The organism is Nocardia sp. NPDC023733, from assembly GCF_040639775.1.
Classification (GTDB): Bacteria; Actinomycetota; Actinomycetes; order Mycobacteriales; family Mycobacteriaceae; genus Nocardia; species Nocardia rosealba.
Genome location: NZ_JBFAAN010000003.1, coordinates 51,486 through 69,040 on the forward strand (window position 1 = coordinate 51,486; position 17,555 = coordinate 69,040).

Consider the following 17,555-nt stretch of genomic DNA (forward strand, 5'->3'; position numbering starts at 1 on the left):
CCGACGATGGGCGGGGCTGGGTTACATCTTGCCTTGCGCCCCACTGCGTTGCCCGGTCAGGTGGGCCGGGAAGAAACAGCTGAGTGACATTTCACCGTGGCGTGCATCTATCTGGTAGCCGCGCGGGCGGGCGCGTACTAGCGTCGACACAGTGGCAGTGAGTCTTTTGGGTAGGGCCGGCCACGAACCGGCCGCACGCGAGTCTGGATACGCCGCGCACCGCGCGGGTGTGGAGCGACTGCTGGCAAGCTATCGCGCCATCCCACCGGGTGCCGTCGTCCGGTTGGCGAAGAAGACATCGAACCTTTTCCGTGCGAGGGCGGCGACGACCGCGCCCGGGCTCGACGTGTCGGGGCTGGGGCAGGTGATCGCCGTCGACCCGCAGGCCCGAACCGCCGACGTGGCAGGCATGACCACCTACGAGGACCTGGTGGCGGCCACCCTCCCCTACGGGCTCGCCCCGCTGGTGGTTCCGCAGCTCAAGACCATCACCCTCGGTGGCGCCGTCACCGGGCTCGGCATCGAGTCGACCTCGTTCCGCAACGGTCTTCCGCACGAATCCGTGCTGGAAATGGACATCCTGACCGGGTCGGGCGAGATCCTCACCGCGACGCCGACCGGCGAGCACGCCGACCTCTTCCACGGTTTCCCCAACTCCTACGGCACCCTCGGCTACTCCGTTCGCCTGAAAATCGAGCTCGAAGCTGTCAAGCCCTATGTCGCGCTGCGGCACGTGCGGTTCCACGACCTGCGCACCCTGGAAACCGAGCTGGAACGCATCGTCACCGAGCGCTCCTACCAGGGCGAACAGGTCGACTACCTGGACGGCGTCGTGTTCAGTGCCGCCGAGAGCTATCTGACCCTGGGCAGGCAGACCGACGAACCCGGCCCGGTCAGCGACTACACCGGCATGGACATCTACTACCGCTCCCTGCAGCACGACGACGGCGTGAAGACCGACCGGCTCACCATCGCCGACTACCTGTGGCGCTGGGACACCGACTGGTTCTGGTGCTCGCGCGCCTTCGGCACCCAGAACCCGAAGATCCGCCGGTTCTGGCCGAAGTCGTTGCGCCGCAGCAGCTTCTACTGGAAACTCGTCGCGCTCGACCGCAAGTACCACTTCGACGACCGGCGCCGGGCCCGCAAGGGACTCGCGCCGCAGGAGCGGGTGGTGCAGGACATCGAGGTGCCGGTCCACCGCACCGCCGACTTCGCCGAGTGGTTCCTGCGCGAGATCCCGATCGAACCGATCTGGCTGTGCCCCTTGCGTTTGCGCGAGACCGGCGCCGCCGACGGTGCGCGCCCGTGGCCGCTGTACCCCCTCGAACCGCGCCACACCTACGTCAACTTCGGTTTCTGGTCGGCGGTGCCCACCGTGCCCGGCCAGCCGGAGGGGGCGGCCAACCGCGCCATCGAGAAGATCGTCTCCGAATTCGACGGCCACAAGTCCCTGTACTCGGACTCCTACTACGACGAGGCAGAATTCGCGCAGCTCTACGGCGGCGAGACCTATACCGCACTGAAGAACCGTTACGACCCGGACCAACGACTGCTGAATCTGTATTCGAAGGCGGTGCAACGCAAGTGACGACATTCAAGGACAGATCCGAGATCCTCGCCGAGCTGGGGACCCGGCTCAGCATCGCGGAGGTGTTCGAAAGCCTCATCGACGGTGACATCCCTGTCCGGCTGACGGCCTACGACGGCAGCGCGACCGGGCCCGCCGATTCGCCCTACACCCTCGACATCAAGAACCCGCGCGGCATCAACTACCTGGCCACCGCCCCCGGTGACCTGGGCATGGCCCGCGCCTACATCGCAGGTGACATGGTGGCCGAGGGGGTGCACCCCGGTGACCCGTACGACATCTTGAAGGCCATGCAGGACATGAAGTTCCATCGTCCGTCGGCCTTGTCGCTGGTGACCATCGCCCGCTCGCTGGGCTGGGAGCGGCTCAAGCCGATCGCCCCGCCGCCGCAGGAGACCCTGCCGCGCTGGCGCCGTATCGCCCTGGAGGGCTTACGCCACTCCAAGACCCGCGACGCCGAGGCGATCCACCACCACTACGACGTCTCCAACAAGTTCTACGAATACGTGCTGGGCCCGTCGATGACCTACACCTGCGCGGTGTACGGCGACCGCGACTGGACGCTCGAGCAGGCACAGGAGAACAAGTACCGGCTGATCTTCGACAAGCTGCGCCTGAAGGAAGGCGACCGGCTGCTCGACATCGGGTGCGGCTGGGGCGGCATGGTCCGCTACGCCGCCAAGCGTGGCGTGCGCGTCATCGGTGCCACGCTCTCGGCCGAGCAGGCGGCGTGGGCGCAGCAGAAGATCGTCGAGGAAGGCCTCGCCGACCTGGCCGAAGTCCGTCACAGCGACTACCGCGACATCGTCGAGGGCGAGTTCGACGCCGTCTCCTCGATCGGTCTCACCGAACACATCGGGGTGCACAACTACCCCTTCTACTTCGGTTTCATCAAGGACAAACTCCGCGACGGCGGCCTGTTCCTCAACCACTGCATCACCCGCCCCGACAACACCCGAACCACCAAGGCGGGCGATTTCATCGACCGCTACGTCTTCCCCGACGGCGAACTCATCGGCTCGGGCCGCATCATCTCCGAGATCCAGAACCTCGGCCTCGAAGTCCTGCACGAGGAGAACCTGCGCGAGCACTACGCCCTCACCCTGCACGAATGGTGCAAGAACCTGGTCGACAACTGGGACGCCTGCGTCGACGAGGTAGGCGAGGGCACCGCAAAGGTCTGGGGCCTCTACATGGCAGGCTGCCGCCTCGGCTTCCAACGCAACGTCGTCCAACTCCACCACGTCCTCGGCGTGAAACTGGACAAGAACGGAAAGTGGGACGTCCCCCTTCGTCCCTGGTGGCAGCCGTAGTGCGCACCGGTACCGACTCGGACCAGTCCGAGTCGGTACCGGTCAGGATCGGGGTACGGCATCGCCGAAGCACTACGCACTGCCTCACATCTGCCAACACCGAAGTCGACTCCCTCCTGTCCAGCGGGTGGAAGGGCGATCTCGCCACCCAGTTCGGTACCGGCTGGACCGAAACTCATGACGGCGGCGCCACGATCATCGCCGCACTCACAACGATGGCCGAGAAGCTCGGCATCACCGCCGAGAACTACCAACAGCAAGACACCGACCACGCCTATACGTTGAACATGTCCAGCCTCGACCTGCCGGCGGTGTGACATGGGGTCGGAGTTTTCGGTAAACATGGACCAGCTCGATCAAATCGTCGCACGAATAGCCGGACTCGCAGGCTATGTTTCCGACCATCTCGATGACATCGATGACAAGGTGGCCACCCTCAGAGGTAGTACCTGGGAAGGCATAGCCGCTGACGCCTACCAGGTAGCTCATACCCAATGGGTAACCGGGGCAAGAGAGTTCGTGGACGGGTTACGCGACATGAGCACCGCAGCCGCCTAGCCCTCGGCCCACTACTTGCAGCCCTGCAAAACGAATGCGGCGGCATGGCGGGCAACCACGACTCGTGCAATAGCTGGATCACCACCTACGATACCCACGCCGCCGATATCGTCACTCTCGCTGCAATATTGGCCAACGCGCTGCAACGCTACGGCGACGTCCTCAAAGCCAATGGCTACAACTGGTGGTTTTACAACCGGACAACCGCTACCGGCGAGGCACCCGTTCGCCCGACCGAATCGGAGCCGCTGTACGACTCCGGCATGGCCTTGCCCGTCAGTTCCCGTGGAGACAACGGGCCGGGGTTGGACGAAGGCGTTGTGGTCGGCCTACTGGAACGTGTTGGTCGGATCCCCAACGGGGACACCACCAAACTCGTCCTCGCACGTGACGCGTGGAAGACCTTCGCCGAACACGCCACGGTCACCGGCGCAGCGACCCGGATCAACGGGGTCAGCGCGAAATTCGAAGGCAACAGCGATCCGAACATCATCGCTATCGATGAAAAGCTCGCCACCCTCGAACAAGCAGCGAAGCTCCTCGCCGAAGCAGCCAAAGGCATCACCACGCCGCTGACCGAACACAACGACGCGCTGAGCACCATGCGCGAGGATATCGGCAAACAAGTCGCGGCCGCCGCGGTAGAGCTCGACGCCGCCATCGCCTTGACCGCCGTGGTCGTCGGTGTCGCCGCCTTTCTCACCGCCGGAGTCGGTGCTGCTGCAGCCGGTGCTGGTGGAACCGCGATCACCGTAGAAATCGTCCAATCGACGGCGGTGATCATCAAGAAATGGCATATCTGATGAAATATCTCGACAGTCGGTTTGTGAATTTTCGCGACTACAAGTTCGACAGCGACACCGGCCACAAATTTCAATGGATCGATATCAAGAATTTTGCGATCACAGATCATCTGCCGACTGACAGGCTGATTCTTCGTGCACTGGTCGAATCGGTCGAGTACAAGGACGACTACGTCGGCGGCGGGGTGGATCCCGCTGGGACCCGCCATGGTCCTTACTGGCTCTCAGCCATCGGGCCGCAATCCTTCGACCCGATCAACGCTGACGATGCCATCGCCGTTGTCAACGCCTGGCTGGCAAATTGCCGGGGCATACCCGAAGAGCTGCACGCCACCGTCGCAACCGAGGTTATCGAGCCGATTCGAGCAGGCGAGGCGGTTTTCGAATTACGCGACCTGGGCCCCGTTACTAAGAATGACTATGGCGATCTGCACATCGAATTTCACGAACTGGTCGTGATTTCGAGGGAACGAGCGCGGGTAGCGTTGATCGCGCTCACCGACGATTGATCAGTCCGACAGGAGTTCGTCGAGGAAGTGGCCGGGCATTCCGTCGAGGATGGGGTGTTGGGCGGTTTCGTGGGACTGGGTGCGTAGGACGTGTAGGAGGCCGACTATGCCGGGGCCCGCGTCGAGGAGGGGGCGGGTCCAGCCGAGGTCGGCGCAGGTGCGCAGGACCGGCAGGACCAGGTTGGTCGCCTCGCCGATCCAGCCTGCCGCCGCGAGGCATTCGGCGAGCAGCAGGGTGGCGTCCAATTCCGCACGGGGGCGGGACTGTTCGAGGACGCGGGAATAGAGCACACGGGCGTGGCGGGCGGCGCGGTCGTCGGCGCGCAGGCGCTGTTCGGTGAGCAGGGTGCGGATTTCGGCCACCTGCCTCGCCTCGGCGATGAGAGCGGCGGCGCCCGTCTTGCGCCGTCCGCCATTGCCCGACGGGTCGATGACGATCCCGTTGGCGCCGTTGCCCGGCGGCAGGCCGAGGCGGGAACGTTCCGCCCGCACGTTGGCGTCGAGCCTGGCCAGGCTGTTGGCCGCGGCCACGCGCGCGCCCTCCTCGAGCCGGGCCGCGGCGGTGTACTGGTCGCCGAGGGCGGCTTTCACGCGTGCTCCGATGACGAAGGTCGCGACGAGAAAGTCGACGGGACCCACGCGGGTGAGCAATTGGTGGCTCTCGTCGAGCAGCCGGTCGGCCGTGGCCAGGTCACCGCGCCGGTAGGCCACCTCACCCAGCATGGTCGCCGCGACGCGCGCGGCATCCGAACGCGGACCCGCCTTGGTACGCGCCGTCTCGTAGGCCTGCTCGAGACAGGCGGTTGCCGTGGCGATATCGAGTTGTTCGTAGGCCGCGGCGGCGCGGGCGCAGAGCCCGAAGACCGGGCCGAGGGGGTCTTTGGAACGAGCGTGATACTCGGCCGCCCAGTCCTGGGTGGCGGTGGCCTCGGCGAAATCGAACTCGCACAGACGCACGAACGACATCAGGTTGGCCGCCGTCGAGACGATCCAGTCCGGCAGCCCGTCCGGCGCTTCCAGGCAGGTGGCGAGCTGATCGGCCACGCCGTCGGTGTCGTCGTGCGCCACCCGATCCGCAGCTTCGAGAACCGTTGCCGCGCATCGCTGTTCCGCCAGCTCGGGACCGCCGGTGGCGCCTCGGGCCAGCAGGTTGGACAACCTGCCGAGGGCGGTGCGAGCAGTGCCCGACTGCTGCAGGTTCATATTGGCCCGCGCCACCGCCATCAACAGCTTCGACCGCGAACTCACCTGCTGCATCGGCAGTTTCGACACACTGCCGAGCAACGTCGCGAGCCGTGAACCGTCGATGAGGTCCATGCCGCCGCTTTCCAGCAGGTCGGCGGCAAGTTTGAGATCGGTCGCGGCCAGCGCGTGATCCACCGACTTGCGCAGCAACTGATGCTCCGCGTACCAGCGAGCGGCCTTGCGGTGCAGCACTTTCGAGCGCCCGGGATGAGCGCGTTCGAGACGCGCGCGCAGATGCTCGGCGAACAGCGGCTGCATGCGATACCACTCCGGATCGTGCGGGAGCCGATGCAGGAACAGCTCGCGCTGCTCGGCCTGCTCCAGCAGGGCGGCACCGTCGGGCACGTCGGCGAGCAGCGTGGCCAGAGAGCCGTTCACCCGCTCCACCACCGAGATCGCCATCAGGAATTCCAGCAGGTCCGGTTCCAGCGTGCCGAGCACGTTCTCGGCCAGGTACTCCCGCATCCCGTGCCCGCCTTCGGCGAGCTGCACCAGCAGCTGACCGGGATCGGCGGTGCCGCGCAGCGTCAGGCTCACCAGCTGGATGGCGGCGGGCCAACCGTCGGTCGCGGCGTGGATCTGCTCGACCTGTTCGTCGGTGAGCGCGAAACCGTTGCGCTCCACCAGGATCTGGCGGGTTTCCGACTCGGTGAGCCGCAACGCCGCCGCGTCGAGCTCGACCAACTCGTCGCGCACCCGCAGCCTGCTGATCGGCAATCCGGCCTGGTCTCGGCTGGTCACGACGAAACGCACATGGTGGCAACCATTGTCGAGCAGCGTCGCCATCGCCCGGTGCACACCGGGGTCGTGCACGCGGTGCCAGTCGTCGACGATGACGACCACCGGCCGGTCACTGGCATGGATCTCGTCGATCAGCGTGGCGATCACGAACGCCACCGCATCGGACGGGCGTTCCTCCAACACCTGCTCGAGGCCGGCGCCGGCATCGGGACGCACCCGCCGGATCGCCTGGATCAGGTGCGCGAGGAACCAGATCTCGCTGTCGTCGTCGGAGTCGATACCGAGCCAGGCCACCGGAATATCGCGGGCGGCGAGGTCGGCGCGCCACTGGGTGGCGACGGTGCTCTTGCCGAATCCGGCGGGCGCGTGGATCAGCGCGAGCCTGCGCAGACCACCCGAACGCAAGGTGTCGAGCAGTCGTGGGCGGGGGAACGGATCGCGCGCCGGGGTCGGCGGACGGAACTTGGTCGCGGCGGTGGGCGGCAGGGTGCCGGTGGTCGGCTTGTGTACCGGCACCGACGCTCCCGCCGGTTGCAGGGTGAGCGGCCAGCTGCGGCGCGCGGTGACCACTTTGAGGGCTTCCGGAGGCGGCTCGGCGAGCTCGTCGCCGGTGACCAGCAGCGCCATCTCGTCGGGCATCTGACCGTGGGCACGCTGCACGTCGCGCAGGAGTTCGCCGAATTCGTAGGCCGAGGCCGGGCGATCGGCCGGATCCTGGGACATGGCCTTTTCGATGGCGGCGGCCACGTCGGCGGGGAAGTCCTTGGCGCGCAGGTCCGGGACGGCCTGCGTGGTGATGCGCAGGAACTGGGCGACGACCTTCTCCCCCGCCTGCCGCTCGAATGCGGCATGGCCGGTGAGCAGCGCGAACAAAGTGGCACCGAGCCCATAGATATCGGACTGAACGGTCGGTTCATGGCCTCGGAGTACCTCGGGGGCGGTGAACGCGGGCGAACCCGTGATGAGGCTGCTCGAGGTCTGGAACCCGCCGGGAATGCGGGCGATACCGAAGTCGGTGAGCTGCGGTTCGCCGTAGCCACTGATGAGCACGTTGGCGGGCTTCACGTCGCGATGCAGGATGCCCGCCCGGTGCGCCGACTCGATCGCCGCCGCCAGCTTCACGCCGGCACGCAGGGTGTCTTCCCAGGTGAGCGGGCCGCGGTCGTGGATGAGACGCTCCAGCGAGCCGCGCGGGCAGTACGGCATCACGATCAGCGGCAGACCGGTGCCCGTGACGTCGACCTGCAGGATATCGACGATATTCGGGTGTCCCGACAGCCTGCCCATGGCCTGTTCCTCGCGCAGGAACCGCTCGCGGCTCTCCTGATCGATCTCCGAAGACAGCACCTTCACCGCGACGACGCGATCCAGCGCGGGCTGCACCGCCCGGTACACCACGCCGAACCCGCCGCGCCCGATCTCGGTGGCGTCGGTCAATCCCATCGCGTCGAGTTCGGCGACCACGGCCTCGTCGGTCTCGCCCGGCGCGGCGGTCCGTTGCGTATCGGTCCCGACCGGCGACGATCCGGGTCGCCCATCCTGGATGCGCGTCGGCTCCGGTTCCATGTGACCACCTCTCGATTCGAAATGGCGTCACCGGTCTTACATATCCAAGCTAGCGCGATCCGGCATCCAACGGGTGGAGATTCGATGCTGTGGCGGCAACGGATGGCCCGACGGTCAGCGAACGGCGAGAACGATCACCTGGCTGCGCTGGCGCGCGCTGAAGTTGTTGTCCGCGACCAGCACCAAGGTCCGTTCGCCGGAGGACAGCCGAGGTCCCCACGTCATCGCCTCGATGTTGTCGACGGCCGCGACGCCGAGGTCGGTGAGGTCGGCGACGAGACGTTTGGTCACCGGACGCGCACCCGCGACGGGTGCGTCGAGGATATTCGTCGCGTCTGCCGTGCCGATCTCGAAAACGCGGACCCGGTTGCCCGCACCCTCGGCGAACGCGCGCTCGAGCACCAGGAATCGGGTCGGGTCGACGGGATCGACGGCCAGGATCGCGGTGACGCCGTTGCTCGCCCGGCCGGGCTCCGGACGCGAATCGGTGAAGACCGGTTCGAGTGGATACGGGTACTGGGCGAGAAGCGGACCGAACCTGGCCTGCACGGTGATCCGGGTGATCGCGCCGCTCGTCGGCGTCGCCTCGGGACCGTCGCCGAGCAGCGGTCCTTCCAGCGCGGTGACGAACAACGCGCCGCCCGCCGCGAAGGTCGCCGCTTCGAGTGCCTGGTTCTGGCGAGGGCCCGAATCCGACAGCATGCGTTCGTTTTCCGGGATCGGCAATTCGGAGATGAAACTTCCGTCGGATCGGGCGACGCGCACCGAGGGATCGGCAAGCACTCCGGCCCGCTCGCCCTCCTGCGTCCAGAAATAGTCACCGGTCAGCGGGTCGACCCGAATGTCCTCCGGGTCGACCGACTTCGGCGGATACATCGAACCATCGCCGCGACGCAACGGCACGGTTCCGGTGAATTCCACCGCCCCGACACCGGTGTCTCCGAGCGGGACCCGCGCCGTGTACACCCGGGCCGGGCTCTTCTCGGAGCGATCGTCGCTGATCAGCACGAAATCGCCGCTGCCGGGCCGGTAGTCGATGCCCGACAACCCACCGACCACCGTGCCCTGAAAGTCCAGGTCGTGCTCGATCACCTGCTCCCCGAGCACCCGCACCATCGGTTCGGCCGCACCGACCGGCGCCCACACCCCGGTCAGTACCGCACCGAACACCACCGCACCCAGCCGACGTCCCATGACCGGCACGCTAGCCACCCCGGAGTGCCGTCGGGTGAACGCCGTTCGAATACTTCCGCCGATCCGGCCGGGCGGAGCCGATCGGTAAACTCGGGGCAGGCACGGGCGCGATTGCCGTCCGTGGAAGGGGGAGCTGAGATGACTTATCCACCACAGGATCCCGCCCCGTGGGGGCAACCGTCGAAGGAGACGGCGTATCCACCGTTCGCGCAGGAAGTTCCGCCGCTCGCACCGCCACCGCGCAACTCCGGCGGTGCATGGATCGTCATCGCGCTGGTGGTGGTCGCGGGGCTCGTCGGCGGCACGAGTTTGCTGGTGTGGGCGGGCAACAGCGGGGTGGCCGGTTCGGCGGTCGCGGCGTCGGCGACGGATGTGCCGTCGACCCGCAAGCCCACCACGACCAGCACCACGGGGAAACCACCGTCGAAATCCGGTGAGCGCCTGAGTTATACCGACTACGAAGGCCAGTGGGATTTCAAGTTCGACAATGTCGAATTGCACGCGGATTGGGTGGACGGCCGCGATCACACCAGTTGCGCCCCCATCGAGCACGCCGGGAAACTCACCGAACTCGGTTGTCAGTACGCCGCCGAGCTGGTGTTGTCGGCCGAGGGTGGCGGCTTGAAGTTCACCCAGTTCATCCTGGCGATGCCGGACAAAGCCACCGCCGCGGCCGCCGCCGACAAGATCGAGGACAAAGACTTCGAACTTCGCCCCGGCAGCTACATCAAGGATTTCGCGACCGGCAAATGGCGCGCGGGTTCACAAGCCGAGTTCGTGGTGATCACGCTGGCCACCGCCACCTCCGCCGTCGACGCGGCCACCGTCGAGAAATACCTCCGCTACCGCCACACCGACATCATCACCGCGATCCTGTTCCGATAGCGGCCCTACCCTTGCGCACCTCGGCGCAGAGGCGAAGGATGAGATTTCTCGGTGGGCTCGGCCGTGGGCCGTGCCAGGCTCCTACACGGTGGACCACGACATGACCGCTCATCACCCGAGCAGAAGTGAGATGTCATGTCCACGCTCATCCGCATGAACTTCGACGCGCCCGAGGAAACCCGGCCGTTCGAACAGAATAAGGGTCGACTCGACCTGGTCAACACCGAAGCAGGCCCGGTCGGGCGGGCCGTCTTCGAACCCGGCTGGCGCTGGAGCGACCACGTGAAGCCGATCGCGGGCACCGACAGCTGCCAAGCACCCCACATCGGCTACTGCCTCTCGGGCCGCATCGTCGTCGCCATGGACGACGGCGAACAGCAGGAATTCGGCCCCGGCGACGTCATGGTCATCCCCCCGGGCCACGACGCCTGGGTCGTCGGCGACGAACCCTGCGTCATGCTCGACTGGCAGGGCTACGCCGACTACGCCAAGCCCCACTGATACGCCGACAGCCCCGGCTCGCGGTGGCGAGGCGGGGCTGTCGGGTCAGCAGCGCCGGGGTGGGGCGCTGGTGGTTACTACTTGCGCAGCGAGGCCGGGACCTCGAAGCGGGGGCCGAACTTCTTGGCCAGTTCGTCGGCGCGTGCCACGAAGGCCTCCTGGCCACCGGGGTAGCCGACGATGAACTGGTGCGAGCCACCCGACCAGGCCGGGAAGCCGATGCCGAAGATCGAGCCGATGTTCGCGTCGGCGGTGCTGGTGAGCACGCCTTCGTCGAAGCACTTCTGGGTCTCGATGGCCTCGGCGAACATCATCCGGTCCTTGAGGTCCTGGAAGGTGACACCCTCCGGGAGCTCACGCTGGGAGTTGTACAGCGAACGCAGCTCGCTCCACAGGCCGACAGCCTTGCCGTCGACGTAGTCGTAGAAACCGGCGCCGCCCGCCTTGCCCTTGCGGTCGAACTCGCCGACCAGCTTGTCGAGCACCGCGGCGGTGGTCTCCGCGGCAGCGTTCAGCTCGCCACCGGCGGCCTTGATGGCGTCGGCGGTCTCCTTGTAGATCTTCTGCATGGTGGTGAAGTTCAGCTCGTCGCTGAGCTTCAGCGGCGCGGCCGGGTAGCCCGCCTGCAGACCGGCCTGCTCGACCGTCGAGGGGTCGACGCCCTCGGCGACCATGGAGATGGCCTCGTTGATGAAGGTGCCGATCACGCGCGAGGTGAAGAAGCCACGGCTGTCGTTGACGACGATCGGGGTCTTCTTGATGGCGAGGGTGTAGTCGTACACCCGGGCCAGCGCCTCGTCGGAGGTGTTCTCGCCCTTGATGATCTCCACCAGCGGCATCTTGTCCACGGGGGAGAAGAAGTGGATACCGATGAAGTCCTCGGACCGCTTCACACCCTCCGAGAGCAGGGTGATCGGCAGGGTGGAGGTGTTGGAGCCGAGCAGCGCGTCGGGATCGACGATGTCCTCGATCTCCTGGAACACCTTGTTCTTGAGATCGGGGTTCTCGAACACGGCCTCGATCACGAAGTCGACGCCCTTGAAGTCGGCGGCGTCCGCGGTCGGGGTGATGCGGGCCAGCAGCGCGTCGGACTTCTCCTGGGTGGTCTTGCCGCGGGAGAGGGCCTTCTTCTCGATGGCCTCCGAGTACGCCTTGCCCTTCTCGGCGTTGGCGAGCTCGACATCCTTGAGGACGACCTCGTAGCCGGCCTTGGCCGAGACGTAGGCGATGCCCGCGCCCATCATGCCCGCGCCGATGACGCCGATCTTCTTGATCTCGCGCTTGGGCACATCCTTGGGCCGCGAACCGCCACCGTTGATGTGGTTCAGGTCGAAGAAGAACGCCTGGATCATGTTCTTCGCGACCGGGCCGGTCAGCAGGCTGATGAAGTAACGGCCCTCGATGGCGAGCGCGTTGTCGATGTCGACCTGCGCACCCTCGACCGCCGCGGCCATGATGGCGCGCGGGGCGGGCATGTTGGTGCCCTTGATCTGCTTGCGCAGGTTGGCCGGGAACGCGGGCAGGTTCGCCGCGAGCGCCGGGGTCGACGGGGTGCCGCCGGGGATCTTGTAGCCCTTCTTGTCCCACGGCTGGGCAGCCTCGGGGTTGGCCGCGATCCACGCCTTGGCGGCGGGCAGCAGCTCCTCGACAGAGGAGACGACCTCGTCGATCAGGCCGATTTCCTTGGCCTTGGTAACGCGGTGACGCTGGCCCTGCAGCAGCACCTGCATCAGCGCGTTCTGCAGACCGAGCATGCGCACGGTGCGAGTCACACCGCCGCCGCCGGGCAGCAGGCCGAGGGAGACCTCGGGCAGGCCGATGGCCGAACCCTTGACGTCGGCCGCGATGCGGTGGTGGGTGGCCAGCGCGATCTCGAGGCCGCCACCGAGGGCGGCACCGTTGATGGCGGCGACGACCGGCTTGCCGAGCTGCTCGAGGCGACGCAGCGGGGCCTTGACACCGTCGAGCATCTTCGCGACGTCGGCGGCGTTGTCCGGGCCGACCTGCATCATGTTCTTCAGGTCGCCACCGGCGAAGAAGGTCTTCTTGCCGGAGGTGATGACGACACCGGTGATGTCGTCCTTCTCGGCCTCGAGGCGGTCAACGGTCGCGGCCATCGAGGTGATGTACGCGTCGTTCATGGTGTTGGCGCCCTGGCTCGGGTCGTCGATGGTCAGGACGACCACGCCGTCGGCGTCCTTCTCCCAACCGATGATGTTGTCAGTCATAGTTTTTCGTTCTCTCCTATGAGAAGTTCCGGTTGGAAGGTCAGACCCGCTCGATGATGGTGGCAACGCCCATGCCGCCACCGATGCACAGCGTGATCAGGCCGTAGCGAGCGTTGCGGCGCTCCAGCTCGTCGAGCACGGTGCCGGTGATCATCGCGCCGGTGGCACCCAGCGGGTGACCCATCGCGATCGCGCCACCGTTGACGTTCAGCTTCTCGTCCGGGACGTTCAGGTCCTTCTGGAACTTCAGCACCACGGAGGCGAAGGCCTCGTTGATCTCGACGAGGTCCATGTCCTCGATCGTCAGACCGGCCAGGGCCAGCGCCTTCTTGGCGGCCGGAGTGGGGCCGGTGAGCATGATGGTGGAGTCGGCACCGGAGGTGGCGGTGGCCACGACGCGGGCGCGCGGGGTCATACCCGAGTTCTTGCCAGCGTCCTCGGAACCGATCAGCAGCAGGGCGGCGCCGTCGACGATGCCCGAGCTGTTGCCACCGTGGTGGACGTGGTTGATCTTCTCCACGTAGGTGAACTTCTGCAGCGCGACCGCGTCGAAGCCACCCATCTCGCCGATGCCGGCGAAGGCCGGGTTCAGCTTGGCCAGGTCCTCGGCGGTGGTGCCGGGGCGCATGTGCTCGTCGTTGTCGAGCACGACCAGGCCGTTGATGTCCTTGACCGGGACGATCGACTTGGCGAAGTAGCCGCCGGTGGTGGCCTTGGCCGCCAGGTCCTGCGAGCGCACGGCGTAGGCGTCGACGTCATCGCGGGTGAAGCCCTCGATGGTGGCGATCAGGTCGGCCGAGATGCCCTGGGGCACGAAGTAGCCGTCGTAGTTGGTGGCCGGGTCCAGGGCCCAGGCGCCGCCGTCGGAGCCCATCGGCACGCGCGACATCGACTCGACACCACCGGCGATCACGAGCTCGTCGAAGCCCGAGCGCACCTTCTGCGCGGCCAGGTTCACGGCCTCGAGACCGGAGGCACAGAAACGGTTCAGCTGGAAGCCACCGACGGTGTCGGGCAGGCCGGCGATGGTGACCGCGGTGCGGGCGATGTCCATGCCCTGGTCACCGACGGGGGTGACCACGCCGAGGATGATGTCGGAGATCCGATCCTCGTCGAGGTTCGGGAAGCGGCCACGCAGCTCCTGGATCAGACCAACAGTCAGATCGATCGGCTTGACCGAGTGCAGCGAGCCGTTCTTCTTGCCGCGGCCGCGCGGAGTGCGGATGGCCTCGTAGATGTAGGCCTCTGTGGTCATATCGGAGTGTTTCCTTCCTTGGGGTGCGGTGGCCGCACGAACGCCACGACCAATCGTCTTCGACGCCGTACAAATCCGGCAAGCACCAGCGGAGCATAGGACCATGCCCATCCGGAGTTCCCGGCCACCCGTTCATACTACCGTGGTGTGCGAACTCCGGTTAACTTAACGCGGTATGGACGGTGGCTGTCAACCGTCCAGAGACTTTGCGCCGAGCTCGCTGCGCAGCAACGCCAGGGCGACCTCGTCCGGGTCCTGCCGGTCGCCCGGAGCCACCGGAACCGCGGCGGCGGCCAGCATCTCCTGCTCCTCCTCCGGGGTCGGCGGCGCGGGAATGCCGGGCGCGGGACGCGGGGCGCCTGCCGACTCGCCGCCGGAACGCGCCGGATCGACGGCATAACTGTCCTGCGGACCCGGGTCGTCGGGTAAGTCGGGGAAGTCGGGCGGCGGAATGTCGTCGTCAGGCTTGCTGGTGCGCGCCCGCCCACCCTTGGCCTGGCTCGGCCGCGAGAACTGCGGCCGCGCGGCGGGCTTGCTCTCCGCCGGACCCGCCGTGTTCTTGGCCTGCGGCGCCGGGCGTGCCGCGGGCGCACCGGTCTCCCAGCGCACATCCAGTTCCCGCCCGAGCACCGCCCGCACGGCCGCCCGCACCGACTCGATATTGCGCGGATCGGACAACCGCTGTGCCAACGGAGCACTCTGATGCGCGAAAACGATCGTCTGCCCCTCCACCCGCGACACCGCAGCCCCCGACATCAACGCATGCAACGTGAGCCCGAACTCGCGCACCTTCGTCTTGATGTCGGCCCACGCCGCATCGACGAGGCCGAGCAGATCCTCCGCAGGTGCCTGCCCCTGCGGTGCCTCGGGGTTACCGGTCGCAGCCGAGGACGCGCCGGCCTGCGCGGGCGTCGAGGTCGCGTCGTCTCGCCGAGACCCGGCCACAGGGTCCTCTGCCGTACCAGCGCGCGAATCACGCTGCGGCGACGCAACTTCCGGGCCCTCACCGCGGGCGTCCGACACGGCCGGTGCCGATACGGAGGCGGCGGAAGCCGAGTCGACCGAGGACGGCGGAGCCGGATCGACGCCCTGCGTGTCGACGACCGGTTGGGAGGCACCGGACGACCGAGCAGCACGATCTTGTTCGTCGCGCGCCGACGATGCGGCCGTTTCGGTGGCACTCGGCGGCGGCACGGCGGGCGTCGGGTGCGCGACGGACGGATGCTGCGGCGCAGACGAGGCCTGCTCAGCCCGATCAGCGCCGACAGGCTCTTGCGCCGCCGAAGCCTGCGGTCGTGAAACCGCATCGCGCTCGGTACCTCGCATACCGATGGCGCTCTCACTCGCCCGCTGCGAACGTTCCGAAGCCGGATCCTGTCCCGCGAGCGCGTTCGGCGCCGTCGCGGCCGAGTCGGCGGCCGGTGGCGATGCAGCCGAGTCGGCCCCCGGTGCCGATGCAGCCGGGTCGGCGGCCGGTGCAGCCGAGCCCGCGGCCGGTGCCGATGCAGCCGAGCCCGGTGCCGATGCAGCCGAGCCCGCGACCGGTGCCGATGCGGCCGAGCCCGCGGCCGGTGGCGATGTGGCCGAACGGTCGACCGGCGATTGCGTGGTGGCCGAGTTGTCGGTCGTGGCCTCGTGAGCGGCGGGGACGTGCGGCTGTGGTGCGCGATCATCGGCGGCGGGAGCATCGGACTGGCGCGCACCGGCTTCCTCAGCGCCGGAAGCTCCCGACTTGCGCGCGGCGGCTTCCTTTTCCGCCAGGGCGGCGGCGAGGATTTCCGCGCCTCGGCGGCGGCCCTCGGCGCTCGAACCTTGCGCACTCGACGAGGCGGGCGCTTCGGCGGCGGGGCGGGCGGGGATTTCGCCGGTCGGGCGAGCGGAAGGGATTGCCCCACCGGCGAATCCGCGTTCCAGGCGTTCGAGGCGTTGGAGAGTGGCGGATTCGGTGTCGGAGACCGACGGGAGGAGCATGCGGGCGCAGATGACCTCGAGCAGGAGGCGGGGGGCGGTGGCGCCGCGCATCTCGCCGAGGCCCTCGTGGAGGAGTTCGGCGTAGCGGGTGAGGGTGGCGGGGCCGATGCGGGTGGCCTGGTCGCGCATGCGCTCGAGCACGTCGCCGGGGCCCGCGACGAGGCCTCGCTCGGCGGCATCGGGGACCGCGCGCAGCAAGATCAGGTCGCGCAGACGCTCGAGCAGGTCGACGGCGAAGCGGCGCGGATCGTGCCCCGCCTCCATCACCTGGTCGATCGTGCCGAACAGGGCGGCGCCGTCGTCTGTGGCCAGGGCGTCGACAGCGTGGTCGATCAGCGCCACATCGGTGACGCCGAGCAGCGAAACCGCCCGCGGGTAGGTGACACCCTCGGGCCCGGCACCGGCGAGCAATTGGTCGAGCACGCTCAGGCTGTCGCGCGGGGAACCCCCACCGGCCCGGATGACCAGCGGATACACCGCCTCCTCCACCGGCACGTGCTCCTGCTCGCAGATCTTGCCGAGCAGTCCGCGCATGGTCGCGGGCGGCAGCAACCGGAACGGGTAGTGGTGGGTGCGCGACCGGATGGTCGGCAGCACCTTGTCGGGTTCGGTGGTGGCGAAGATGAAGATCAGATGGGCGGGCGGTTCCTCGACGATCTTGAGCAGCGCGTTGAAACCGGCCGTGGTGACCATGTGCGCCTCGTCGACGATGAACACGCGATAGCGCGACTCGGCGGGCGCGTAGAAGGCACGGTCGCGCAGCTCACGGGTGTCGTCGACACCACCGTGACTTGCCGCGTCGAGCTCGATGACGTCGAGGTTCCCCGATCCACCCGGCCCGAGCGCCACACACGACCCGCAGGCGCCACACGGCCGCGAGGTCGGTCCTTCCACGCAGTTGAGCGAGCGGGCGAGGATGCGCGCCGAGGACGTCTTGCCGCAGCCACGCGGCCCGGAGAACAGGTACGCATGGCTGATGCGGCCGGTGTCCAGCGCTGTACTCAGCGGGTCGGTGACGTGCTCCTGACCCACTACCTCAGCGAATGTCGCCGGTCGATATTTCCGGTACAGAGCCACGGCCCAAAGGCTACCGGTGTGGTGTGACATCCCGACTGGCGCCGCAGAGGTGGAGCCGAAAGGCATAGCGGTACAGCGGGTTACATGTGTTGTAGATCACATGGTGGTTAAAGGTTCA

Annotated in this window: 13 protein-coding genes; 8 read left to right on the plus strand and 5 right to left on the minus strand. The window is 67.4% G+C overall.

Features of this window, described 5'->3' with window-relative positions; genetic code table 11:
• Positions 1-157: 157 nt before the first annotated feature.
• The 6 genes from AB0F86_RS15695 to AB0F86_RS15720 are packed head-to-tail and all read left to right on the plus strand — an operon-like array spanning position 158 to position 4,774.
• Positions 158-1,591, plus strand: coding sequence for an FAD-binding oxidoreductase (locus tag AB0F86_RS15695; protein WP_356984780.1), 1,434 nt, complete (start codon positions 158-160; stop codon positions 1,589-1,591).
• Positions 1,588-2,904, plus strand: coding sequence for a class I SAM-dependent methyltransferase (locus tag AB0F86_RS15700; RefSeq protein ID WP_356984550.1), 1,317 nt, complete (start codon positions 1,588-1,590; stop codon positions 2,902-2,904). Before AB0F86_RS15695 ends, AB0F86_RS15700 begins: the two co-directional genes overlap by 4 nt.
• Positions 2,904-3,221, plus strand: a complete 318-nt coding sequence (locus tag AB0F86_RS15705; protein ID WP_356984551.1) for a WXG100 family type VII secretion target — start codon at positions 2,904-2,906, stop codon at positions 3,219-3,221. Before AB0F86_RS15700 ends, AB0F86_RS15705 begins: the two co-directional genes overlap by 1 nt.
• 25 nt (positions 3,222-3,246) lie before the next feature.
• Complete coding sequence (locus AB0F86_RS15710; RefSeq protein WP_225281213.1) at positions 3,247-3,462, plus strand: WXG100 family type VII secretion target; 216 nt, start codon at positions 3,247-3,249, stop codon at positions 3,460-3,462.
• A 44-nt stretch (positions 3,463-3,506) separates the two neighbouring features.
• Positions 3,507-4,265: a hypothetical protein gene (locus tag AB0F86_RS15715; protein WP_356984552.1), complete on the plus strand. Its 759-nt coding sequence runs from the start codon at positions 3,507-3,509 to the stop codon at positions 4,263-4,265.
• A complete protein-coding gene (locus AB0F86_RS15720; RefSeq protein WP_356984554.1) occupies positions 4,253-4,774 on the plus strand; it encodes a hypothetical protein in 522 nt (173 codons plus the stop codon). The genes AB0F86_RS15715 and AB0F86_RS15720 overlap by 13 nt, the downstream gene beginning before the upstream one ends.
• On the opposite strand, the gene AB0F86_RS15725 is transcribed toward AB0F86_RS15720, so the two are convergent.
• Both AB0F86_RS15725 and AB0F86_RS15730 read right to left on the minus strand, forming a co-directional pair.
• On the minus strand, positions 4,775-8,326 hold the full coding sequence (locus tag AB0F86_RS15725; protein ID WP_356984556.1) for a protein kinase: 3,552 nt from the start codon (positions 8,324-8,326) through the stop codon (positions 4,775-4,777).
• A 114-nt stretch (positions 8,327-8,440) separates the two neighbouring features.
• Positions 8,441-9,520: an esterase-like activity of phytase family protein gene (locus AB0F86_RS15730; RefSeq protein WP_356984558.1), complete on the minus strand. Its 1,080-nt coding sequence runs from the start codon at positions 9,518-9,520 to the stop codon at positions 8,441-8,443.
• Positions 9,521-9,658: 138 nt separating this feature from the next.
• On the opposite strand from AB0F86_RS15730, the gene AB0F86_RS15735 reads away from it, so the two are divergent.
• Positions 9,659-10,405: a hypothetical protein gene (locus AB0F86_RS15735; protein WP_356984559.1), complete on the plus strand. Its 747-nt coding sequence runs from the start codon at positions 9,659-9,661 to the stop codon at positions 10,403-10,405.
• A 135-nt stretch (positions 10,406-10,540) separates the two neighbouring features.
• Positions 10,541-10,906: a cupin domain-containing protein gene (locus AB0F86_RS15740; protein ID WP_225281219.1), complete on the plus strand. Its 366-nt coding sequence runs from the start codon at positions 10,541-10,543 to the stop codon at positions 10,904-10,906.
• A 77-nt stretch (positions 10,907-10,983) separates the two neighbouring features.
• On the opposite strand, the gene AB0F86_RS15745 is transcribed toward AB0F86_RS15740, so the two are convergent.
• From AB0F86_RS15745 to AB0F86_RS15755, 3 genes are all read right to left on the minus strand, one after another.
• Positions 10,984-13,134: a 3-hydroxyacyl-CoA dehydrogenase NAD-binding domain-containing protein gene (locus AB0F86_RS15745; RefSeq protein ID WP_067494616.1), complete on the minus strand. Its 2,151-nt coding sequence runs from the start codon at positions 13,132-13,134 to the stop codon at positions 10,984-10,986.
• Between the two features lie 40 nt (positions 13,135-13,174).
• Complete coding sequence (locus tag AB0F86_RS15750; protein ID WP_067494619.1) at positions 13,175-14,389, minus strand: acetyl-CoA C-acetyltransferase; 1,215 nt, start codon at positions 14,387-14,389, stop codon at positions 13,175-13,177.
• A gap of 189 nt (positions 14,390-14,578) precedes the next feature.
• Positions 14,579-17,437, minus strand: coding sequence for a DNA polymerase III subunit gamma and tau (locus tag AB0F86_RS15755; protein ID WP_356984561.1), 2,859 nt, complete (start codon positions 17,435-17,437; stop codon positions 14,579-14,581).
• Positions 17,438-17,555: the final 118 nt, after the last annotated feature.